The organism is Paenibacillus terricola (genome assembly GCF_014779765.1).
Lineage (GTDB): Bacteria > Bacillota > Bacilli > Paenibacillales > Paenibacillaceae > Paenibacillus_T > Paenibacillus_T terricola.
The window spans coordinates 316479-339879 of record NZ_JACXZA010000006.1 but is presented as its reverse complement, the minus strand read 5'-3'; the positions used below and the strand labels follow the sequence as shown (position 1 = coordinate 339879).

Genomic DNA, 23401 nt, shown 5'->3' with positions numbered 1-23401 from the left:
GTGTGGCTAATGTGCTGCCTTGATCTCTTCTCTTATTAACTGTTGCAGTAGCTGCTTCGCTGATGATGATGAACTCTGCTGTTTGCGTGTCTCAAGCAAGCCGACGGCAATCGGTGGAAGCTCCAACGTGACAGGGATACGCGCTACCTCGGGGATGAGCGGAGTGGACGACAGCACGACCCCAATAGCATGCGAGCCTTTCACCAAATGCGGGATAGACGAGATCTGGCTCACCGTATGCTGCAGCGTTGGCGTTTCTTTATACCTGGCCAGATACTTGCCGAACTGCAGCGCGTACAAGCAGGTGCTTCCCCCTGCAACGATCGGATATCGGAATATCTCCTCGAGAGTAACCTCGCTTCTTCCGCACAGCGGATGGGCGCGATCCGCTATTAGGACCGTCTTCTCCTCATACATGGGTTCAAAATAAATCGGCAGCGAGCCGCCCGGCTCTCCGCAGATCGCAAAATCCAACTTGCCTTCGAGCGCGGCTTCTGCCAACGTGTCGGTATTGCCTGTGGTGATCTGCCATGCGATTCGCGGCTTCACTTGCTGGAATCGTCGCAGGGCGTTCGGCAGCACCGACTCCAGTATAGCTTCAATAGCGCCGATGCGAAGCGTGCCAATCTCCTCCTGCTCCAACGATCGGGCAAGGTCGGCAACCTCGTGCCAGTGCTGGATGAGACGATCGACCTCATCGGCGAACAGCCGTCCTGCTGCCGTAAGCTGAGCATCCCAGCCGCGATCGAACAGCGGAATGCCAAGCTCTTTCTCGAGCCGCTGAATCTGGTTCGTAATCGTCGACTGCGCGTAGTTCAGCTTCTCGGCGGCACGCGAGAAGGTGCCTTCTTGCACGATTGTCTGGAATGTGGTGAGTTCTTTTAAGTCCATAATGAGCTCGCTCCTTGATCGATATAATCGATGGAGATATTGATCTTATTCTATTATATAGATTGGGGAGGAAGGCGTACAATGGGATCATCTTCAACGTTCCTGAGAGGAAGGATGATCCGATATGCCATTCATTCGAGTTAGTTACATGGAGCAGCAGTACGAAGCCGGGCAACTGGCTGTCATGAGGGATACGATCACGAGCGCGTTAATTCAACATTTTAATGTTCCAGAGGACGACTTGTTCCAAGTGTTCCACGCGCATAAGCGTGAAGAGTTCTTTTTCGATAAGCAGTACTTAGGCGTGAAGCGCAGCGACGGGCTTGTGTATATTCAGATCACTTGCAAATCGGGGAGAACGATCGAGCAGAAGAAAGGCCTTTATGGCATGCTGGCGAAGGAACTGGCTGTGGCTGCTCCAATGCGAGAGGAAGATGTGTTCGTCGTAGTTGTAGAGACGGAGTTCGAGGATTGGTCGTTCGGCCGCGGGGAGGCGCAGATGCTTCAGATGGCCGCGGGTGACAAGACGAGGCAGCCAGAACCTATAGCGGAACGTGCAGCAGGCCTGTCTGCAGGGGCCGAAGCGTTTCAGGCAGAGCCGCCTATGAACCAGGTGATCACTTCCTCCGCGAGGGAAGCATACGGGGCGATTGCTCCGACATTCGTGCGTTACTCGGAAGACGTACTGTTCGGCGATGTGTGGCGGAGAGGACAGCTGTCGCTGCGCGACCGCAGCTTAATTACTGTCGCGGCGCTCGCCGCAAGCGGGATGACGGAGCAGCTTCCGTATCATCTCCGGCTGGCGATCGACAACGGATTGAGCGTGGAGGAACTAACGGAGACGTTCACGCATCTCGCCTTCTACGCGGGTTGGCCTCGCGCAGCCTCAGCGCTCAATGTGGTTAAGGAAGTTCTAGCGTAAGCATGTCTTAAGTTAAGAAGCGGAGCCGCACGACAGCGGGCTCCGCTCTTTTGTATTCACATAGGTTAGTAGTATGGTGCCGGGGCTATAGAACTCTATTCCTCGTGTATTGGGTTGTAATTCCTAGTTTTCTAGTAAATAAAGCTTAAAAATTTTAATCAAAGTTTAACGATTTGGAAATCAAAGGTATTGAAATGATAGTTTAGTCCTGCGTATACTGGCATATGGATGAGAGATTTTGCCGAATTATGTATGAATTTGTATGAGAGGGGTTTGGATTGTGAAGAATTCTATGAGAAGAAGTATTTCGCTAATGGTAGCTCTACTAGTCATGATTATGACAGTCGCTGCTCCTGTATCGGCAATGAAGTTGCAAGATTCGCAGAGCCATTGGGCGCAAGCGGCGATTGATAAGTGGAGCGGGTACGGGGTTGTACAAGGTTCCGGCGGCAATTTCCGGCCGAATGATCAGATTACAAGAGCTGAATTCGCAACGATGGTCAACAACATTATGAAGTATACGGACAAAGGAGATAATCCTTTCTCCGACGTGAAGTCCGAAGCTTGGTATGCGGATGCATTAATTAAGCTGAGCACAGCAGACGTAATGAATGGCGTTAACGGTAAGGCGCTGCCGAACAATGAAATTACACGCCAAGAAGCGGCAGTGATGTTGTTCAACGCATTCCATATCAGCGCTGGCTCGAATTCTGCTTCATTCGCGGATAGCGGCGATATCGCAGCTTGGGCGAAGGATGCAGTAGCTTCGCTTGCTGGTCAGAAAGTCATCAACGGTATGCCGGACGGCAGCTTTAAACCGCAGGCGCATTTGACGAGAGCGGAAGCTGTTACGATTTTCAATAATCTCATTCAGGACCTGGTTAACGCTTCTGGCGAGCATACTGGCGATGTTCAAGGTAATGTTGTCGTTAATGCTGCTGGCGCAGAGTTGAAGGATATGAAGATTTCCGGCGACCTCTACATTACGGAAGGCGTTGGAGAAGGCGAAGTGACGCTGAGCAATGTACAGATTGAAGGCTCCGTATTCGTAGAAGGCGGCGGCGAGCATTCTGTCATTTTCAATAGCGTAGATGTGAATGGTGCGCTTGTTGTCAATAAGTACAATGGCAAGGTACGTATTCTTGCTACCGGCAGCACGTCGGTTTCAGTTACACGTCTGGAAAGCGGTGCCCTTCTCGTAACGAAAGAGCTGACAGGCGGCGGTTTTGAGACGGTTGAGATTCCTGCTGATGTGGCGGCAGGACAAGAAATCGTACTCGACGGTACGTTCAATAAAGTAGTCAATCAGTCTGCAACTGCAGAAATTACAGCCAACGGCTCGATTAAAGAGCTGGTTACGGAGACTGACACAAACCTTAAAGGTAATGTGAAAGTCGAGAAAGTAACGAACCAGAACGGATCAAGTGCTTCTGTCAACGATAAGCCAGTAACGAATCCGACAGATAGCAGCAATAACACAGGCGGAAGCACGCCATCCACAGGAACGCCTTCGACGGGTGGCTCCAATGGAGGCAGCACCGGTGGTAATGGTGGTAATGGTGATAATGGTGGCAACGGAGGCGGAACAGGGGGCAGCACTACTGTTGCAGTAGATGGCGTCTCGATTCAAGAAACGAATGTTAAGCTGTCTGTTGGGAATACGAAGCAATTGACGGCAACAGTTACGCCAAGCAACGCAACGAACAAGGATGTAACATGGTCCGTTCTGGATAACTCCGATGTTGTAACGGTCGATCAGAAAGGTCTTGTCACCGCTAAGAAAGCAGGCTCCGCAACAGTGAAAGTTGTAACTGTAGACGGCGCGAAGTCTGCTCAGACTACGATTACGGTCAGCGAGGAAGTATTCACTGACATTCTCGATGCGATTGACGCGGTATATCTGTCCAATAATACAGATGCGAGCAATATCGTATCAAACCTGAATCTGGTGACATCCTTGTCCGCTTTCCCAGATGCAGTAATTGCTTGGTCTTCGGATAATGAGTCTGTAGTTTCGAACAGTGGTGTCGTCACAAGAGATAACCAGAACGATCGGTTTGTTAATCTCACGGTAACGGTCACAGGCTCGGTCACGGCAACGAAGACTTATGAGCTTATCGTTCGTCGGAATGGCACGGATAACGTAAGCACGGGCAACTATGTCGATTCCTATTTTGCAGAGGGTTATCCGCAGGCATATATGAAGGACGGAGAGATCTGGGTACGCTACAAGCTCAATGCTCCTGCTGAACTGTATATGGTTGTGAATCAGATGAACGGTCACTGGGAATCCGATGTGAAAGCTGTGCTTGAAGGACATGCAGGCAAGGGCAATGATCTCATTTATGTTGACAAGTGGCCTTATTTCAATGTTGATAGCACGAAAGTGAATACCGTTCAGGAATTTAATACGGGTGTGCGACTGGAAAGCTATCAAGCAACAGCTCGCGTTGAGTTTGTTATCAAGGATGCGAGCCATGATTATGTATCGAGTCAGGTAACGTCGATCGTGTTTGATCAGGAAGTTGTAAGCTCGCTGGATACGTACCCGCCTTCTCTGTATCAAATTTATATTAATAAAGCACTAGACACTATGTATCTCTACTATGGTGAGCATCTTGATTCTTCGAGCGTGCCGGCAACGACGGAATTCACTCTCACGCATGGACAAATCAGCAAAGTGGAGCTCGTCAACTCTACACAGCAATACGGTGTGATTGGAGCCTACTTGAAGCTTGCCGTTAGCGGAATTAAATCTGACGATCTGCCTACTTTGGGATTAACATACTCCGGGACGTCCGTTCAAGATGAGTCCGATGCAAGGAATAAGGCAACAGCCTTCACGAATCGCCAAATCGATGTAGTGGATGAATCGATTCAGCTTGCGGTTATCAGTTCTGACCGTCAATGGATGCAAATTGAAATCAAGCCGGGCCTGAATCCTTACGATAATGATTCGAACGTATTGATGGATAATGCTCGTTACACAATTCGCGTGAATGGACAAGAGTATCATCCTACTAACGTGAACAGCGGTTATTCGATTAACCGATATTATTTCTACCTGAGTTTTGATAATCCTATACCTGCAGGCGAGTTATCAGTCAGTCTCAATATGCAGGGGGTTAAGGGCTGGACTATGGATATGTATCCAGACAGCCTTGAAACAAGTGTCGTGAAGCAGATAGAGGCGCCAGGCACCCCTACTGCTAGTTACAATCATGGATCGCTGCGACTCCAATTCGCTAAGGGATTCGAGCAAGGTTATCAGACGTCTGCTGCTGGTCTAGTCGTCCGAGTGGATGGTGTTGAGTACGCGCTGCGCGGATTTATTGTTCGCCCGGACTGGAATACGCCGGAAGAAAATGACTATACGATCAATCTGCTCGACCAATACGCTGAGCATATCATCAATGCCATCGAGTCAGGTAAGGTAGTCGAGATCAAATTTGTCAAAACGAACGGTAACAATAGAGCACAGCTGTCCGAATCTTCGGGCTTGCTCATTCCAGATTTCAACTATGTAACGGTTACTAAATAAACAGCAAGACTTGCAATTCAGAAGAAAGCGAAGCCGCATAAGGCTTCGCTTTCTTGCTGCTAGAAGGCGATATTTCGCGGGCACCGTATGGGCTATTCGGCATAGGACCACCAACGGGTCTTAAGGTCCAATGACCTTTACATTTCTGTTATGGTATTATATGGATGTTAACGATTGGAGGTGAGAATAGGCCAATATCGATGTTGATGGGAGCACAATGACGGTTTCTCTACAGCATGATAGGCTCGTTCAAGTAATTTTGTAAGCGATTTCAAACGATTAGAGAAGGATGTGTGAATGATGAATTGGACAGCTGGCAGTCATCCCGTTTTTGAACAACGTTGGTTATCTGGAAAACGGCTATTCATGCTTATGTTATCGATCACAATTGCGTTAGTCTGCTTCGTACCGAGCCCCTCTGCGTTCGCGGCAACTGTATATGTGACGGATAATGGATCGACCGTTGTCGTCGACACAGGCGCAGGTCTCGTGTACACGATTAACAAAAGCAACGGTGACATGACCTCGGCTAAGCTGAACGGAACAGAGCTCATCGGCTCGAAGCCATCGCATATCGGCTCGGGTCTTGGCAGCGCGACGGTTACTTGGGGCAAATCGCCATCCGGCTCGACCGTGAATATCACGGTTGCGACCAGCACGTTAACGCACTACTACGCTTCGCGTGGCGGTGAGAACATTATCTATATGGCGACCTATGTGACGGCTGAACCGTCTGTGGGCGAGCTGAGGTATATTTTTCGCGGCAAAAGCAGTGTGCTGACGAATGTACCGACGGCATCCAAGACGCTCAATAACACGGGTGCGGTCGAAAGCTCCGACGTTTTCGGCTTCTCGAACGGTTATACCGCGTCGAAATATTACGGCAACAGCCAAGCGAAAGACCTAAGCATCGCAGGCGTAACGGGCAATGGCGTCGGCGTCTTCATGGCGTATGGCAATCGCGAGTCGAGCTCGGGCGGTCCGTTCTTCCGCGATATCCAATTCCAGTCCGGCGGAGATACGGAAGTGTATAACTACATGAACTCCGGCCACGCGCAGACAGAAGCCTATCGCATGGGTCTGCATGGTCCTTATGCGCTTGTATTTACGACGGGCACTACGCCAAGCGTGCCTGATTTCAGCTGGATGTCGGGTCTCAATCTGCAAGGCTGGGTTTCCTCGCGCGGCAACGTTGTTCTGAATGGTCTCTCCGGTATGCAGTCGGGTTATACGTACACGATCGGCTTCGCGAACAGCACCGCCCAATATTGGAGCACAGCTTCCTCGACGGGCGCAGCAGGCACTTACGGCCTGAAGCCAGGTACGTATACGATGACGGTGTACAAGGGCGAACTAGGCGTCTATTCGGAAAATGTGACCGTAAACGCAGGCAGCACCACGACGCTCAACACGCGTACGATCAACAATGATCCAAGTACGACGTCGACGATCTGGCGTATCGGCAACTGGGACGGCACGCCGCTCGAGTTGTTGAACGGACAGACGATTGCCGTTCGCCATCCGTCTGACAGCCGCAACCCAAGCTGGGGACCCGTCACATACGCGGTTGGAAGCGCGACGAACAAGTTCCCAGCGGTACAATTCCGAGGGCAGAACACGCCAACGGTTGTGACGTTCTCGCTGAACGCAACGCAGGCAGCAGCTGCGCATACGCTGAAGATCGGCATCACAACGGCGTATAACAATGGCCGACCAAGCGTGACGATCAACGGTCATACTTTATCCAATCCGTCTGCCTCGTCGCAGCCAGACTCACGGAGCGTGACGATCGGGACCTACCGCGGCAACAACACGACGTTCTCGTGGAGTATCCCAGCGTCCTATTTCGTGAACGGTTCGAACACCTTAAGCATCTCGCCGATCAGCGGCTCCTCTGACCTAGGCACCTACCTGAGCGCAGGTTGGGCATACGATTGCGTGGAGTTGGGTAACTAAATACTATAGACAGCCGAGCAGATGAAGATCTGCTCGGTTGTTTTTATTATGAGGTCCCAACCCGAGTGTTTTGTTTTGTCCACACTTCATCCCCGGATGCTAACATTTATCCAGCCGACAATTGCCGCGATTGGATCAAAGCGCAGTCGAACCCCGCGTAAAATGTGAATAAGTCTCGCTTGGAGTCTGGTAAGAGCGGTCTATCCACACTTCATCCCCTGTTGTTAACCGCGCTTAAACGAGCGTATGCCATTATGTTACTTCAAGAGGTGACATTACGCACATTGTGACCATAGTCACGGAATAGTCAAATTTGACGATCCCGTTACTTTCCTACTAGCTGCGACCATCAAAGGGTATAATGTTGTAGATCAGCAAAGGATGGAAGGACGGATGGCGATGAAATCGACAAGATGGCTGACGATTGCAGTTGTTTTGATACTTGTGATGGGCTTGGTTGGCTGCGGGGCGGCGGCTAAGGAAGGTGAAGTTGATCCGAAGGACGTAACCGTGGATCTGGTAAGCGATCCTGTCGTAATGAAGGCCAATCTGCCAGGCAAATTGATCGTGCAGACGACAGGCCTGAGCAGCGACATAACGCCGGATATCCAGATCGATATTCGCAAACCGGACAACAAAGGGCTGCCTGAATATGTGAAGACAGCTTCCATAGGCAACGGTCAATATGCTGCGGAATATACTTTTGCTGCAGGGGGAAGTTACACCGTTTATCTTCACGTCATGCAAGGCGAGCTCCATATTACGAAGAAGAAAAAGTTGGACGTGCAGTGATAGTTGGTCGACTGAATTGTGTGACAATATGCGCAAGCGCGAGAAAATGGCAGCTCTAGCTTAAATAATCGATAAGACGCACGATAGCAAGCGTTTACATTCTTGCAGCTACAATCTTTCTAATCTTTTTTGCCCCAAAACGCGATTTTACAGTAATAGGTGATGGCGTTATGATTAGCGCATCACATATTCGCTGAATTTCTGAAAGGAAAACGGGGGAACCAACGGCGCTCTATGCAGCATAAGCGCCAGGGGTGAATCGGTGTGCACGCATCGTAGGGCGACTTCAACCGCCCGAATCCGACAGCTAACCTCGTAAGCGTTGTTGAGGGGGGACACGACTTCGGTTATTGATAACCGCAAGGAGAAGCCTTGCGGTTTTTTGCTGCGCAAAAATAGAGACATACGAGTGCATACCGAGTCTAGGGGGACTACATCGTGATTGCAAGTTTGAAACGCGTCATTATCGGACGCCCATTGAAATCGACCGAGCTTGGCGAACAGCGGTTGAACAAAACGAAAGCATTGGCCATATTATCATCAGACGCTTTGTCGTCGGTGGCCTATGGTCCGGAGCAAATATTAATCGCGCTTGTTGCGGTTAGTATGACCGCGTTCTGGTATTCGATTCCGATCGGCATTGGCGTGCTCGTGCTGCTGACGGCACTTATTTTATCTTATCGGCAAATCATATTCGCGTATCCGCATGGCGGTGGCGCTTATGTCGTCTCGAAGCAAAATCTCGGTAAATACCCTGGGCTGGTTGCGGGCGTATCGCTGCTGGTCGATTATATTCTGACGGTTGCAGTAAGCGTATCAGCAGGAACGGATGCCATCACATCGGCGTTCCCAAGTTTGCACGAACATACCGTTATCATAGCGGTTATATTCGTTTTGCTCATTACGCTGTTGAACCTTCGCGGCGTAACAGAGTCGGCATCCATTCTCGCTTATCCGGTTTACTTGTTCGTAATTGCATTGTTTATATTAATTGGTGCGGGGTTGTACCATATTGCAATGGGGGGCGTTGCGCCTGAGCTTCATACGCCGATGGGCACGCACGTGGCGGGTATCAGCTTGTTCCTGCTGTTGAAGGCATTCGCTTCCGGCAGCTCGGCGCTGACTGGTGTCGAGGCGATCTCGAACGCGATACCGAATTTCAAGTCGCCGGAACCTGACAATGCGGCGAAGACGTTGTCGGCCATGGGTTTACTGCTTGCTGGCTTGTTCGCGGGCATCGTCTTCTTGGCTTACTATTATGGCATTTCGCCGAAGGCGGAAGTTACGGTTGTATCTCAGATTGCGGAGGAAACGTTCGGGCGCAATTTCATGTACTTCTTCATCCAAGGTACAACGGCACTCATTCTGGTGCTCGCAGCGAATACGGGCTACTCCGCGTTCCCGCTGCTGGCGGTCAATTTGGCCAAAGATAAGTTCATTCCGCGCATGTTCACGGCACGGGGCGACCGTCTCGGTTACTCGAACGGCATCATCATCTTGGCGGTCCTGTCGATCCTGCTGATCATTTTGTTCAAAGGACAGACGGATCAATTGATTCCGCTCTACGCGGTTGGCGTATTCATTCCGTTCACGTTGTCTCAGACGGGGATGATGGTGAAATGGATTCGCGAGAAGCCGAAGGGCTGGGTGGCGAAGCTGACAATTAACGGCGTGGGTGCGTTGATCAGCTTTACGGTTTCGATTATTTTCTTCCTGACGAAGTTCTCGCATGTGTGGCCGGTGCTCATCTTCCTGCCAGTGCTGATCTTTGTTCTGCATCGCATTAACAAGCACTATGAAGCGATTGGCGAGCAGCTGGGCTGCGCGACGAGCGAGCCGGTCTTGCCGATTGAAGGCAATGTTATTATTTTGCCTGTCTCGGGCATTACGCATGTAGTGGAACAGTCGCTCGCTTATGCCAAGTCGCTAGGTGCGGCACAGATTATCGCAGTCTACATTCCGTTCGAACGGGATGAAGAAGCGGTCTTCGAGCGCAAATGGGAGAACTTCATGCCGGACGTGCGGCTTGTCACGCTGCACTCGCCGTATCGCAGTATCGTTCAGCCGCTGATTAAGTTCGTGGACACGGTAGAACGTAAAGCAAGAGAGTCTAATCACCAAGTCACCGTTATTATTCCGCAGTTCATTCCGAAGAAAGGCTGGCACAACATTCTGCATAACCAGACCAGCTTCTATCTTCGTACCCGGCTGCTGCACCATTCGAGCGTCGTGCTGACGACGGTGCCTTATCATTTGAAGAAGTAACCAGTGATTGTCCCGCCGTAGGCGAGTGTCGTGGCGGAGGATCAATTATGAACAAGGCCATCCTTTTCGAAGGATGGCCTTGTTGCGTTTAACGTTACTCCATTGCACGATTGTTGAATGGTCGAGGTGGTCGGCCTATTTTATACAATATAGTGTGTGGTACAGATTGACAGTGGAATTCCTCCATGCTACTATATCGATGAACGATATATCAACAGTAGATATAACGTTCGTCAATACATCGACGTGCGATCTAATTTATGATGATAAGACACATTAGAAAAGTTGAAGCAGGGGTGAGGGGCATGAAGAAGGATTCGGTGCAGGATTTGCTGCCGTTGACGGAGGCGTATTTTTATATTTTGGTTACTTTGTATCGAGCGGACGCACACGGGTATGCCATTATGCAGGATGTTGAGCAGATGAGCAACGGCCGGGTTAAGATCGGGGCGGGGACATTGTATACGGCGCTTAGTACGCTGCAGAAGAAAGGTCTTATTGATTTTGCACAAGAAGCAGATAGTGCCGATTCGAGACGGAAGATGTATGCCATAACCGACAAAGGCCGAGATGTGTTGAAGGGCGAGATGGTTCGGCTGGAAGAGCTGCTGCATAACGTTAGGCAGGCATTCGATCAGACAATGGGGAAGGAGCACTAACCATGACGCAAGCTTTATTGGACCAATTCGTTGTACGTACTCGTGTGTCTTTTGTATGGAACTATGAGAAGGATGAGAAATGGCTGACCGACTTGTCCGCGCAAGGACAGCATTTGGTGGAGCCGGGAACGTTCCGCTATGTGTTCAAGAAAGACACCTCTGCGCGATACGTCTATCGGATGGATTATCACCAGATCAAGGAGAAAGAACAGTTGAATGAGTACTACGCCTTGTTTAAGGATATGGGCTGGGAGCACATAGGGTCGAATATGGGCTGGCACTATTTCCGCAAACCGTACGCAGAAGGGGACACCTCGACTCATATCTATACCGACCGCAGTTCGCTTAAACAGCTGCTCAAGCGGATTCAATTCATGCTCATGATGCTCGCGTTCGCCAACGTGCCGATCATGATCGTGAATTCCATTAATACGTGGAAATGGAGCGATGACGCTAAGCCATTCAGTGGTTTGATCGGGGTTGTCGTTGTATTTCAATTGGTGGTTGTGCTGCTCTTGTTGTATGGAACAGCTCGCTTCCAGAGGAAAATTCGAAGGCTCGATGAGCATTAGAGTTAGTATTCCAGCGTAAGCGCTGCGTTGGGTGCAATATGATGCAGAAATGCATCATATCCGAGCACACGCTCGGCGCGGCACCCGAAAGTGCTGCCGCAGGCAACAGTAGGTGCAGAAATACACCTACGCCGAGCGAAGACGTCGCCGTGGGCGGACGTAGGTGCAGAAATGCACCTACGCCGAGCGAATGCATCGCCGTGGGCGGACGTAGGTGCATAGATGCACCTACGCCGAGCGAATGCGTCGCCGTGGGCGGCAATAGGTGCAGAAATGCACCTACACGGGCGAATGCGTGGCCGTGGGCGGCAATAGGTGCAGAAATGCACCTACACGGGGCGAATGCGTGGCCGTGGGCGGCAGTAGGTGCATAAATGCACCTACGCCGAGCGAATGCGTCGCCGCGACACCCGAATGCGTCGCAGACCCGCAACGCGGCGCCCCGTCCAGCCCACGGCTGGACACAAAAATCCCCCTGCCGAATTAGATGGCAGGGGGGGATTTTCAATTACACCGGCGTTACCGTAAACCGCAGGCTGTATGTACGGTTTGCAGGCAGCGTGTACTCCGCGTGCGTCGGAGCGCCCCAGCTGTCGTCGCCGCCAACGCCCATTTGTTTGTCGTTGACGCGAATGACCGTCTGTTGCGACACTGGCAGCTTGTAGCCGTGGTCAGCGTCTTCGAGCTCTTCCGGCGTCCATGGGAGTGCGCTCCACTCCATGAGACCGGCGCTTTCGAAGCGCAGACCGGAGCCGTTCGTACCTTCCGTAACGGAAGCGAAGCGGACGTCCGTCTTGTTGCCGCACTCCTGCGGCTTCAAGTATGGAACATACTGCGAACCTACCGTGCCAGCGAAGAGGCCTAGACGAGCGCTTGTTTTGCGATCCCAATGGTTCTCGTGCGGCCCGCGGCCGTACCATTCGATCGCATCCAGACTGCCGTCCAGCACGAACAACATGCCGAACTCCGGCAAGTCTGGCAATTTGTCGCTGCCTGGCAGCAGATCCTGCTGCACCGTGATCGCACCGTCAGGACGAATATCGTATTGCAGCGTTACCGTCGATGCTGGTACGGTTGCAGCCGCAAGCACGACCGTTACGATGCAGTGACTGCCGTCCATCCGCCATGCTAGATCAACGAGCTGCTGCGAAGTGGATGCTTCTTTCCATGTCGCGCAGCGTACTGGCATTTTGTTGCCGCGGTCGTTGTCCGTCGGCGCACGCCAGAAGTTCGGACGAACGGGCGCGAGCAAGCGCTCTTGGCCTGAAGCGGTGCGATACGAAACGAGTTGACCAGTCGTGCGGTTAAACGCAACCGTCACTTGATCGCCTGCTACCGTCAGGGAGCCGCCATCTTCCACCACGCGAAGCGCATCACTTGCACTTCCCGTGCTGCCAGCATAGCCCGCAGCCGCGCTCGCCGAACGCGGCGCCAGCATGAACTGCTCCCAAGCTACTTCATGACCAGCTTCCGCCCAAGCCGTCGCTGCACGAAGCACGAGCGATACGGTCAATACCGCTTCGCGGCCAGCGCGCTCCGCAGCGTCAATCGCCGCGTAAGGCACGACAACTTCAACCTCTTCGCCCGGCGCAGCCGACGCAACGAGCCGTCCCTCTTGCACAATGGAGCCATCCAGCTCAACCTGCCACGTCAAATCATACTCGCCGAGATCGATGAACAAGTTTTTGTTCTTCAACTGAATGCGACCCGCAGCCACATCAATCGCTGCAAAATCGACGTTCTGATAGCAGCGCTTCACTTCCAGCAGCTTCGGCGTTACGGTGCGATCGCCGAACAGGAGACCGTTGCCGCTGAAGTTGCCGTCATGCGGCGATTCGCCGAAGTCGCCGCCATATGCGAGATACTCCACGCCGTCTGCCGTCTTCGTCCGAATGGCTTGGTCGACCCAGTCCCAGATGAAGCCGCCTTGGATGATTGGATACTTGTCGAACAGCTCCGTGTATTTATGAAGTCCGCCGCAAGAGTTGCCCATTGCATGGGAATATTCGCACAGAATATATGGCTTCTGCGGATTGCTGAACGCGTACCTCTCAACATCACGCGCTCTTACGTACATCGTCGATTCGATATCGGTTGCCGCTTCCGATGGACGGTAGTGGAAGACGCCTTCATAATGCACGAGACGAGTCGGATCGACCTCACGCAAATAATCGTGCATCGCGACAAAATTGTCCCCGCCGAACGCCTCGTTGCCAAGCGACCAAATGACAACGGAAGGGTGGTTCTTATCCCTCTGGAACATCGAGTTGCAGCGGTCGATAACGTTCGCGCGCCATTCCGGATGGCTGGCCGGCACGTTGTGCGGCGTCAACTCCTTCTGACCGTACGTCCAGGAGCCGTGCGATTCCAGGTTCGTCTCGTCGATGACGTACAGGCCGTACTCATCGCACAGCTCGTACCAGATCGGCTGGTTCGGATAATGCGACGTGCGGACCGCGTTAATGTTATGGCTCTTCATCAGCACAATGTCGCGGATCATGTCTTCAACGCCGAGCGCACGGCCTGTCTCGCAGCTGAACTCGTGGCGGTTCGTACCTTTGAACAGGATGCGTTTGCCGTTAATATGCATAATGCCGTCTTTGAGCTCGAACGTGCGGAAACCGACGCGGCAGCTCACGGTTTCGACCAATTCGCCCGAAGCGTCCCGCAGCGAGATTACGAATGTATATAAGTTCGGCGTCTCCGCGCTCCATTTCAACGGATTCGCGACTGCGGCTGCAAGCCTCAGTTCAATCTCGCCGGAATCTCCAATGACGGCAGAAGCGCCGATTGGCGATGCCAGCACCGGCTGACCATCGACATCATAGAGCTGAGCTTCCAATTGGAAGTCGCCAGCCGTGTTGTCCCAATAACGTTCGACGCGAACATCCAGCTCCAGATTAGCGTCCTGATACGCGTCATCCAGCTCCGTACGAACGAAGAAGTCGGCAACATGCAGCTTCGGCGTCGAATACAGGTACACGTCACGGAAAATGCCGCTCAGACGCCAGAAGTCCTGATCCTCCAACCAGCTCGCGTCGCACCAGCGGTACACTTCAACGGCCAGCTTGTTCTCGCCCTCGATCAGGTACGGCGTAAGATCGAACGCTGCCGGCGTGAATGTATCTTCGCTGTATCCGACGAGTTCGCCGTTCAGCCACACGTAGAAAGCGGATTCAACACCTTGGAAATTGATGAACACAGGTTGTCCGGCCCAAGCGGTCGGCACCGTGAACGTCCGTATGTAGGAGCCGACTGGATTGTAGACCGTCGGGGCAAAAGGAGGCTTCAGATCCGGCTCGCGCTCTGCCCACGGATAAACGACGTTCGTATATTGCGGATAGTCGTAGCCTTGAAGCTGCCAATGCGATGGGACAGGCATATCCGCCCAACCGCTGAAATCGAAATCGGCTTCATAGAAATTCGTAATACGCTGCGCAGGCGTTTCGGCAAAAGCAAACTTCCACACACCGTTGAGCGACTGATAGTAAGGCGAGCTTGTATGTTTACCCTCCAGAGCTTGTTCAAGCGACGGGAACGGCATGAGTGATGCGTGCGCTTTCAGGCGGTTCAATTCGAAAATTTCCGGGTTGTTATTCCATTCCGGGTAGCCATTCGCTGGCGGCTGATATGTCCATTTTGAACGCAAGATTGGATCTCTCCTTGTTTCGTTATGTTTAATAATGTCATGCATAGCTTTATTATAAGATGTCGTAATTAACAAAAATATAGAATAATTGCGAGTTTCTCTATCAAAATATGAAAGAAAGCGGCGCCCAAGGCGCCGCTTCATCGATTATCGCTTCGTAGCAAGCCGCTTCGGACGGGGAGCGATGACCGAAACGTTATTATCCTGCTGGTTGACGGTGTACAGCTTGTTGCTCCGCATGTTCACAACGCCTGCGATGACACCTTGGCCCGGTGACAAGGTATTAATAACGCGATTCGTCCGACCGTTAATGGCCGTCACCGTAGTTGGCACGGCATCCGACCCTAGCGTTGAGGAGAAGATCCGATTCGTCCTGCGATTGATAAAGATCTGAATCGGAAAAATCCCATCCGTGATCCGAGTAATAACTCTGTCGGTCTTCGTATTGATGACATTCACAATGCGAGACGAATCATCAGGCGCGTACAGTCTGCTTGTGCGAGGATTAATGCCGAACACGCCAACCTCGCCAATGCCGGTAATCGTCGCTATAATGCGATTCGTCGCCCCGCTGATCACAACCAGGCCTCTGCTCGTGGCGACATAGATGCGATTCGTTCGGCTATTCAGCTTAACCACGTTCGGGAAGTCCCCAACGGTCAGGGTTGCGATTACACGATTCGTTGCACCATTGATGACCGAGACCGTCCGGCCCCCTGTACTGAGCACATAGATCCGATTCGTCCGTTCGTTAATCGCAATCGTGTTGTTGCCGCCGAAGTTTGGATTTTGTGCGCCAACTGGAATGGTAGCAATGACACGGGCCCCTGCGCCGCTGATGACCGATAGGGTATTGCTGTCATGATTGAGCACGTAGATGCGGTTCGTACGCCGATTGACGGCTACCCCAACCGGGTTCTTGCCGACCTTTACCAGTGCGACAATACGATTCAATGCTCCGTTAATAACGGAGACTTGGTTCGAGAAAGAGGTCACATAGATCATATTCGTGCGCGCGTTGACCGCTGCATGAGCAGAGCCATCCGGAATCCTGATTGTTCGGATGACGCGGTCCGTTACGCTGCTAATGACCGAAACGGAGCTGCGAATGGTTGGCGTTCCGTTATTCACGACATAGACGCGTCTCGTCCGAACATTGAAGGCCGCATCCGTCGGATTGCGGCCGACTTTTATTTTCTTGATGACGCGGTACACTTCGGATGTTCGTCTCGCTGCTAGGATTTTCATTGTATCGGTTTTCATCGTATCGAGTTTCGCACGCTCCTTCGCACAAGGTACACGACACTATATTCGATGGAGATTGGACAATGAGACGGCACGTCTGCCTAATTCACGGCGAGCGGTAACCTAATGGGCGCGATTTGCGTCTACAAAGGTACGAGGTGATGGAATAATGAGAAGAACGAAGCATGGGGTGGGCATTAGCTTGCTGCTCCTGGTCTGTTGTGTTCTACTGCTTAGTGCCTGCGGGGATAAAAAGAAACCAGACACCGCCCGCTCGCAAGCGACAGCTAGTCAAACGGGGGACATCGGATCCTCAGCCGAAGTGAAGGATGACGATTTCGTCTATCGGCTTGTCGCCGAGACGGCGGAGGATCAAGCTGCGGACAGCGTGAAGCTGTACGCGGAGCTTGAATATGTAGGAGATCAGGATGAAGTGACGATTACGCACGCGATGTCGCCGTTTTATTTTCCGATGAAAGAAACAACAAGGGGTTACGGCATCGGCTACATGATGGATCAGCCGCTGATCACGACTACCTTGAAGAAAGGTGAGCCGCTGCGTGAGGAATATCATGGTTCCGGCGGGTACTCTGAAGATCAAGATCCGAAGGACTATATTCAGTTCATTAAGGATTTCGGGGCTAATGGTTTTCTCCCCGGGCGTTACGAGGTGAACGGGTTTGCTGATTTCAACTACCTTGTCGGCGAGAAGAGAGAACCGCATAAGTTGTCCGCGACGGTCGTCTTCACGGTCAAATAGCAGTTGACGCAAGGCGTACAATTCGCTAATCTTACCACATAAGAAATTATAAATTTTCGAGTCACTCGAAATTATCGCAACAACAGCGCTGACCAAGGCCAGTCGTTCAAGCGATCGTAAGTCCAGAGAGGAAGCTCACCGGCTGCAAGGCTTCCCGTCCACGATCGAACGATTCTCCTACCTTGCGAGCTGCAGCACCAGCTTAATCAAGCTGAACCTGCTGCCGGCATTCATGCCGTTATGGAAGGAAGGACTGTTGAGTCGAGCAGCAATGCTCCGCGTACGGTTGAAATAAGGGTGGTACCACGACGCATTCGTCCCTGACGGATGCGTCTTTTTGGTGTTGTTCGACGATAGTCGGATTTCGTGCTGCGATCTGCGCGATGTGCTTAAGGATAGTCGCTTAATAATGATGTCAGGAGGATTTCAATATGCGCCAAAATCAGTTAATGCTCTCTACCCTGCGTGAATCGCCAGGGGATGCAGAGGCCATCAGCCACCAACTCATGCTGCGTGCAGGTTATATTCGTCAGGTAGCAGCGGGGATCTACACGTACATGCCGCTTGGCAGACGTGTGCTCCGCAAAGTCGAGGAAATCGTTCGCGAGGAAATGGATCGAGCAGGTGCGCAAGAGCTGCTGATGCCTGCGCTTCAGCCAGCGGAACTGTGGAAGGAGTCGGGCCGTTATGGCGTCTATGGCCCAGAGCTGATGCGGTTGCAGGACCGGCATGAGCGCGAGTTCGCGCTTGGACCTACGCATGAGGAGGTCATTACGACGCTCGTCCGTAACGAGATTAACAGCTATCGCCGCCTGCCGGTGACGCTGTATCAGATTCAGACGAAGTTCCGCGATGAGCGTCGTCCTCGCTTCGGTCTGCTGCGCGGACGCGAATTTCTCATGAAGGATGCTTACTCGTTCGACACGGACTGGGAAGGACTTGATGCTTCCTACCAGCGGATGTATAAGGCTTATCATCGCATCTTTGAACGGTGCGGGTTGAACTTCCGTGCGGTAGAGGCAGATGCTGGCGCCATCGGAGGCGAAGGCGGCACGCATGAGTTCATGGCGCTGGCCGACATTGGCGAGGACACGATTGCGGCGTGCACGCATTGTGGGTACTCAGCGAATCTGGAGAAGGCGACGTCACGAGCAACGACGAGCGCAGGCAGCCAAGCGCATGCTCACAATCAAGCAGCCTCTGTTCCAGCAATAGAGAAGTTCCACACGCCAAGCATCCGTACGATCGATCAACTGGTGCAGTCGGTTGGCGCTGCGGCTTCGGACATTCTGAAGACCGTCGTATTCGTTGCCGATGAGCAGGTTGTTGCGGTTGTCGTTCGCGGCGACCATGAGATCAACGAGCTGAAGGTGAAGCACTACCTCGGTGCAGAGAACATCGCAATTGCGGATGCGGAGACGGTGCTGCGGCTGACTGGCGTACCAACAGGTTTCATCGGACCAGTCGGACTGACGCTGTCCGTCCTTGTCGATCAAGCGGCCGCTGAACTGGCAAGCGGCATTGCCGGTGCGAATGAAGGGGACTATCACTACCGCAATGTGCAACCGGGCCGTGACTTCGAGTTGTCCCGTACAGGCGATTTCCGTAATGCGGCAGAAGGCGACTGCTGCCCAAGCTGCGCGGACGGAACGCTGCAATTTTATCGCGGGATCGAAGTCGGGCATGTGTTCAAACTCGGCACGAAGTACAGCGAGAAGCTGGGGGCGCAGTTCTTAGATGCAGCGGGCAAATCGCAGACGATGATTATGGGCTGCTATGGCATCGGCGTCTCCCGTGTGCTGTCGGCTGTCGTTGAGCAGCATTACGATGCGAACGGAACGGGATCATCTGGCCAATGGGGATTGCGCCTTATCAGGTGCATCTCATTCCAATCGCGGTGAAGGACGAGGCGCAGATGCAGGCGGCGCAGCAGCTGTATGATCAACTGCAAGCCAGCGGAGTAGAAGTGCTGCTGGATGACCGCGATGAGCGCGCAGGCGTGAAGTTTAAGGATGCTGATCTCATTGGCATTCCGCTTCGGGTCGTTGTTGGCCGTGACATTGCAACGGGTCAGGTTGAATATATGGAGGGCCGGGCAGGCGAGAAGCAAGTCATTGGGACGGAAGAGGCGCTCGAGCGCGTCCTGGCTGCTGTTAAAGGTCGGTAATGTTGCGTGAGGGCGATAGTCGGCGGCATATATGCATGCTGGGTTCCATTTTTGGGAAAAATGGTTCCGAAACTTCCCGTGATTATGCGGCAGATGTTTACAGCGGATCGCGACACAGGTATCATTTGGTACATCGGAGAGTGAAGTGACTCGAAGATTCTGATGTAAGGAGGTTCACCATGAGATCGCGATATTTGGCTATTATGTCGCTTGCCGTCATGGCATGCGGATTTATCATCACATTGCTGCTGAAGGATACGACCCTTGTGAAGATTCTGCAGGGTGGATTCGAGGCAGGTCTCGTCGGCGGACTTGCAGACTGGTTCGCGGTTACGGCGCTGTTCCGTCATCCGATGGGCATACCGATTCCGCATACGTCGCTGCTGCTGCGCAATCGGGACAAAATCATCCGTTCGCTCATCTCTGCTCTTGAGAACGAGCTGCTGAACAAAGAGAGCATCGAGAACCGTCTGCGCAAACTGAAGATGCTGCAGATGGGCGGCAGGATGCTGACTCGTCTGTTCGGAAGACGCAAGGTGCGGACGATGATTATCGAAGAAGTCATTCCTATCGTACAGCAGCTGCCATTGGAGAAAGCGGCGGAGCTGGCACAATCTGCGGTTGCGTCGGTCGTACGCAATATCGATATGAAGCTGACCGCGGATCGGCTGCTAACGAAGACGATGGAAGCGGGCTACGATGAGATGGCACTCGACTATGTGCTCAAAGAAGCGCATAATTGGGCGAAGCGTCCAACAACGAAGCTGATGCTGGGCAAGCTGGCTGCCGATAAACTGGCCGAGGTGAAGATGGGCGGGTTCATGGGCTTCGCAGTCCAAGCGTTCGCCGGCTTCATGGACGAGGACAAGATGGGCGGCATGCTGCAAGGGATGCTCGTCTCCGGCATCGCCGGCCTGCAGGATCGGGACAATACGTATCGTGACACGATTATGCGTGAAATTCGCGTCCGCCTGTTCCAGTGGGCGGAGGACGAAGAGAGCCTCGACCGCGTGAAGGGCCGCGTGCTCGGCATGATCGAGGGCGGGGAGGGCAAGCTGTTCATGCTGGCTCGCCTCGAGGAACTCCGTTCGTTGGCGCTCGAGAAGCTCGAAGAGCAGCGTCAGACCGGCGGTCGCGTACTGTTCTCGCTGTATGCGAGCATCGTCCGCAGCTTGAATCGTGATCCGGAGCGTGTGGCGAGCTGGGAGGATAAGCTGCTTGCATACGCCATTCATCTCGTCGAGACGAATCACTTCCGTATTGGTCAGTTGGTGAAGGAGAACCTCGACCAGATGGACGATGCCGCGCTTGTCCGCATGCTGGAGGAGAAGGTCGGCAGCGACCTGCAGTGGATTCGCGTCAACGGCGCGCTGTGCGGCTTCTTGGTCGGTATCGTGTTGTCGCTGTTCCAACTGTAAGAACCATGTTCTATGGGCTTTATAATTTGTCAGGAGGTAAGAAACGAATATGTCTAACGAACAAGTCGATTTCAATGAAGATGAGCTGATTGCCCATCTGGTGGAGAAAACAAAGGTAGCCGCGGGCACGATCAAGCTCGTCCTGAAGCACGAGCAGACGTTCATCGATAAAGCGAAACCAAACGCGCAAGGCGAATACGATATCGACAGCGACGAGCTGGTCGATTACATTTTGCGCCAGAAGGACGTCAAGCTGGACGAGCTCACGCTCGAGACGATTCTCGACACGGAGATGCAATATTTGCTCGAGAACGGCTACGCGGATTACGAGGACTAGGCTTTTCCCAGAGTCGCTGAGCAAGCGGGAGACGAGAGCACTCACCTTTTCGAGGTGGGTGCTTTTTTTTTCTTTTCTAGTAGTCGGATGCTCTGATGCTAAAGAAAAAACCAATACAGGAGAAAATACTGATTGGGAACCTACAAAATATGAAACTGTCAACGACCTTGATGGAGTAACGTTGATTGTTAAGAAAGGAACGGTTACCTCTACTGGATTGACGGTAGTATTTGATAATACCTCTGATAAGCATTGTATTTATGGTGAATTTTTTTTATTGGAAAAGAAAATTGAAGGTAGTTGGTATCAAGTCCCTATTGCCATAGATGGCGTTTACTCATTTGATAGATATACTCGATTTTAGAAAAGCAGGCGACCACGATAAACACTACTTGGCGGCGGAGTTTACAATAGATTAGCTGTTATAGTGAAGTTTAATCCAAAGGATTATAAGAGCACGTTTCACTTGATGACATTACGCTATCGGGATACGATAGCTCAATTCAGACATGGGGACTTAATTCAACTGCTACATATAACTCTGGATGATTATAAAGATTCAATGAGGAAGGATTGGTATCTAAAGAATTGGTTGGTGCCCTTTTTTATACCTGTAGCAGGTTTTATATACAAAGTAAATATTCTAGTAACGCCGAAGAACTGTTGAAGGAATTCGATAAATTAAGTTCTAAGTTACTTAAGGTGTATAAATTAACGAATTAAAAATAATCGTGAGTTGAACTCCCTCGAAATGATTCAGTTTCCTCACTCAGGCTTAACGAGGAACAATAGTTGAATAACTTCAACGCAACAAAGCTGCCGGCGTAAGATCGGCAGCTTTGTTGCTTATCGGTAGGATAGCTAAAAAAAAAGGATCCATTAAGAATCGTAGAATCAATTGGGTAATGTTTCTATCTGCTTCAAATGAAAACTAATAGAACCGACTTTAATGCATTCAAAATGTAACAGGAAACCGTTCTAAACCTCGCATCAAGATGCCCGATCGCCATTTAAGCTCTTCAGAAGTTGTATCAATACGCAGGTTAGGTAATCGCCGAAGCAATGTCGACAAAGCGATCTTTCCTTCCAACCGGGCAAGCGGTGCACCGAGGCAGAAATGAATGCCGTTTCCGAACGCCATGTGCTTGTTTTTCTTTCTCGTAATATCCAGTCGGTCGGGATTCTCGAACTGGTCGGGATCGCGATTGGCAGCTGCCAAGCCTACGAAAATCAAATCGCTTTTGCGTACATTTTTTCCGTGCCATGTAAAGTCGTGTCTGGCCCAACGGGATGTGGCAATCTCGACGGGACTGTAATACCTAAGTAATTCTTCGATGCCCGGTTGGGCTAAGGCCGGATCGCTGCGCCACAAGCGTAATTGATCCGGATTTTCCAATAAGGCGAGGAGTCCGTTGCCAATCAGATTGACTGTCGTTTCATGCCCGGCGACAATGAGCAGCCAAATCGTGGAGGACAACTCTTCAGCAGTCAGCCTATCTCTGTTATCGTGAGCTTGGATTAGCATGCTGATCAAATCGGAACCGGGATGCTTCCTTCTCTCGGTGATGAGCTCGTCTATATACCTGCCAAAAGCCTGGATGGAAGGGAATGCTTCTTTCAGCTTATCACGATTATTGGCAGACTCAATGAAGTCGCTGGACCATTTTTTAACCAGATAATGATCATTCTCTGGAATGCCTAACATCTGACTAATCACGATGATTGGAAGCGGAAATGCAAAGTCTGCGATAATCTCCATGCTTCCTTTTTCCTGAATTCGGTCAATTAGATCATCGGTTATTCGCTGAATTTCATTCTGCATGTCTTCAATCATCTGGGGGGAAAAAGCTTTAGATACGATGGAACGAAGACGGGCATGATCGGGCGGGTCGCTGGAGAGCATCTGTTTGCTGATCAGATCCATTTCTTTATGGGGCATGATCGCCGAATAATCTTCAGGCGATAGAGATTGTAAATTCTTCGTAAAACGTTCGTCATCTTTCAATATTTGTATGGCATCGTCATAGCGTGTGGAGAGCCATGCCCTCTGCCCATCCGGCATTGCAATTTCGAGAAGCGGTTCATTTTGCCTGAGCTGCTTGTAAATCTCATGGGCATTTTTTTTGAACTCAGGCGATGACAGATCAAGGTTTGCATACGAAAACATAAATATATCACTCCTGTCCCAATTCTATTTTTTCGAACCTCTAATTGTTATTTCATAGAA

Annotated in this window: 15 protein-coding genes, 2 pseudogenes and 1 riboswitch; of the genes and pseudogenes, 13 read left to right on the top strand and 4 right to left on the bottom strand. The window is 51.6% G+C overall.

Translation table 11 applies throughout. From position 1 onward, the window contains the following. Window positions 1-6: 6 nt before the first annotated feature. Entirely contained in the window at window positions 7-891 is an 885-nt protein-coding gene (locus H8B09_RS23240) for a LysR family transcriptional regulator (protein WP_191205966.1), read from the bottom strand. Between the two features lie 124 nt (window positions 892-1015). Here H8B09_RS23240 and H8B09_RS23235 point away from each other — a divergent pair. The 8 genes and pseudogenes from H8B09_RS23235 to H8B09_RS23200 all read left to right on the top strand — a co-directional run. Then, window positions 1016-1363, top strand: a pseudogene (locus H8B09_RS23235) (tautomerase family protein); the annotation flags it as partial. Between the two features lie 132 nt (window positions 1364-1495). After that, window positions 1496-1813 carry a carboxymuconolactone decarboxylase family protein gene (locus H8B09_RS23230; RefSeq protein ID WP_191206095.1) on the top strand — a complete coding sequence of 106 codons (318 nt, stop codon included), beginning with the start codon at window positions 1496-1498 and terminating at the stop codon, window positions 1811-1813. 280 nt (window positions 1814-2093) lie between these two features. Then, on the top strand, window positions 2094-5354 hold the full coding sequence (locus tag H8B09_RS23225; protein ID WP_318152716.1) for an S-layer homology domain-containing protein: 3261 nt from the start codon (window positions 2094-2096) through the stop codon (window positions 5352-5354). Window positions 5355-5651: 297 nt separating this feature from the next. Further along, window positions 5652-7310 carry a rhamnogalacturonan lyase B N-terminal domain-containing protein gene (locus tag H8B09_RS23220; RefSeq protein WP_224753905.1) on the top strand — a complete coding sequence of 553 codons (1659 nt, stop codon included), beginning with the start codon at window positions 5652-5654 and terminating at the stop codon, window positions 7308-7310. 393 nt (window positions 7311-7703) lie between these two features. Beyond that, on the top strand, window positions 7704-8102 hold the full coding sequence (locus tag H8B09_RS23215) for a FixH family protein (RefSeq protein WP_191205964.1): 399 nt from the start codon (window positions 7704-7706) through the stop codon (window positions 8100-8102). A 181-nt stretch (window positions 8103-8283) separates the two neighbouring features. Next, window positions 8284-8439, top strand: a riboswitch (cyclic di-AMP (ydaO/yuaA leader). 101 nt (window positions 8440-8540) lie between these two features. Beyond that, window positions 8541-10367: a potassium transporter KimA gene (gene kimA, locus H8B09_RS23210; RefSeq protein ID WP_191205963.1), complete on the top strand. Its 1827-nt coding sequence runs from the start codon at window positions 8541-8543 to the stop codon at window positions 10365-10367. 305 nt (window positions 10368-10672) lie between these two features. After that, window positions 10673-11026 carry a PadR family transcriptional regulator gene (locus tag H8B09_RS23205; RefSeq protein ID WP_191205962.1) on the top strand — a complete coding sequence of 118 codons (354 nt, stop codon included), beginning with the start codon at window positions 10673-10675 and terminating at the stop codon, window positions 11024-11026. 2 nt (window positions 11027-11028) lie between these two features. Next, window positions 11029-11598, top strand: a complete 570-nt coding sequence (locus H8B09_RS23200; RefSeq protein WP_191205961.1) for a DUF2812 domain-containing protein — start codon at window positions 11029-11031, stop codon at window positions 11596-11598. Window positions 11599-12106: 508 nt separating this feature from the next. Here H8B09_RS23200 and lacZ read toward each other — a convergent pair. Both lacZ and H8B09_RS23190 read right to left on the bottom strand, forming a co-directional pair. Further along, a complete protein-coding gene (gene lacZ / locus H8B09_RS23195; protein ID WP_191205960.1) occupies window positions 12107-15247 on the bottom strand; it encodes a beta-galactosidase, LacZ type in 3141 nt (1046 codons plus the stop codon). A gap of 147 nt (window positions 15248-15394) precedes the next feature. Continuing rightward, entirely contained in the window at window positions 15395-16495 is a 1101-nt protein-coding gene (locus H8B09_RS23190; protein WP_224753904.1) for a YncE family protein, read from the bottom strand. Window positions 16496-16661: 166 nt separating this feature from the next. On the opposite strand from H8B09_RS23190, the gene H8B09_RS23185 reads away from it, so the two are divergent. From H8B09_RS23185 to H8B09_RS23165, 5 genes and pseudogenes are all read left to right on the top strand, one after another. After that, window positions 16662-17252 carry a hypothetical protein gene (locus tag H8B09_RS23185; protein WP_224753903.1) on the top strand — a complete coding sequence of 197 codons (591 nt, stop codon included), beginning with the start codon at window positions 16662-16664 and terminating at the stop codon, window positions 17250-17252. Between the two features lie 431 nt (window positions 17253-17683). Next, window positions 17684-19419 (top strand): annotated as a pseudogene (locus H8B09_RS23180) (proline--tRNA ligase). A 179-nt stretch (window positions 19420-19598) separates the two neighbouring features. Continuing rightward, window positions 19599-20837, top strand: a complete 1239-nt coding sequence (locus H8B09_RS23175; RefSeq protein ID WP_191205958.1) for a DUF445 domain-containing protein — start codon at window positions 19599-19601, stop codon at window positions 20835-20837. Between the two features lie 49 nt (window positions 20838-20886). After that, window positions 20887-21174, top strand: a complete 288-nt coding sequence (locus H8B09_RS23170) for a hypothetical protein (protein WP_191205957.1) — start codon at window positions 20887-20889, stop codon at window positions 21172-21174. Between the two features lie 58 nt (window positions 21175-21232). After that, complete coding sequence (locus H8B09_RS23165) at window positions 21233-21538, top strand: immunoglobulin-like domain-containing protein (RefSeq protein ID WP_191205956.1); 306 nt, start codon at window positions 21233-21235, stop codon at window positions 21536-21538. 591 nt (window positions 21539-22129) lie between these two features. On the opposite strand, the gene H8B09_RS23160 is transcribed toward H8B09_RS23165, so the two are convergent. Beyond that, window positions 22130-23341, bottom strand: a complete 1212-nt coding sequence (locus H8B09_RS23160) for a cytochrome P450 family protein (protein ID WP_191205955.1) — start codon at window positions 23339-23341, stop codon at window positions 22130-22132. Between the last annotated feature and the right edge of the window lie 60 nt (window positions 23342-23401).

Excerpts from the sequence above, each read along its gene's own strand:
- H8B09_RS23240 (WP_191205966.1), bottom strand. The coding sequence starts at position 891 with ATGGACTTAAAAGAACTCACCACATTCCAGACAATCGTGCAAGAAGGC.
- H8B09_RS23170 (WP_191205957.1), top strand. The coding sequence starts at position 20,887 with ATGTCTAACGAACAAGTCGATTTCAATGAAGATGAGCTGATTGCCCAT.
- H8B09_RS23215 (WP_191205964.1), top strand. The coding sequence starts at position 7,704 with ATGGCGATGAAATCGACAAGATGGCTGACGATTGCAGTTGTTTTGATA.
- H8B09_RS23160 (WP_191205955.1), bottom strand. The coding sequence starts at position 23,341 with ATGTTTTCGTATGCAAACCTTGATCTGTCATCGCCTGAGTTCAAAAAA.
- H8B09_RS23190 (WP_224753904.1), bottom strand. The coding sequence starts at position 16,495 with ATGAAAATCCTAGCAGCGAGACGAACATCCGAAGTGTACCGCGTCATC.
- H8B09_RS23185 (WP_224753903.1), top strand. The coding sequence starts at position 16,662 with ATGAGAAGAACGAAGCATGGGGTGGGCATTAGCTTGCTGCTCCTGGTC.
- H8B09_RS23220 (WP_224753905.1), top strand. The coding sequence starts at position 5,652 with ATGATGAATTGGACAGCTGGCAGTCATCCCGTTTTTGAACAACGTTGG.
- H8B09_RS23200 (WP_191205961.1), top strand. The coding sequence starts at position 11,029 with ATGACGCAAGCTTTATTGGACCAATTCGTTGTACGTACTCGTGTGTCT.
- H8B09_RS23175 (WP_191205958.1), top strand. The coding sequence starts at position 19,599 with ATGAGATCGCGATATTTGGCTATTATGTCGCTTGCCGTCATGGCATGC.
- H8B09_RS23230 (WP_191206095.1), top strand. The coding sequence starts at position 1,496 with ATGAACCAGGTGATCACTTCCTCCGCGAGGGAAGCATACGGGGCGATT.
- H8B09_RS23205 (WP_191205962.1), top strand. The coding sequence starts at position 10,673 with ATGAAGAAGGATTCGGTGCAGGATTTGCTGCCGTTGACGGAGGCGTAT.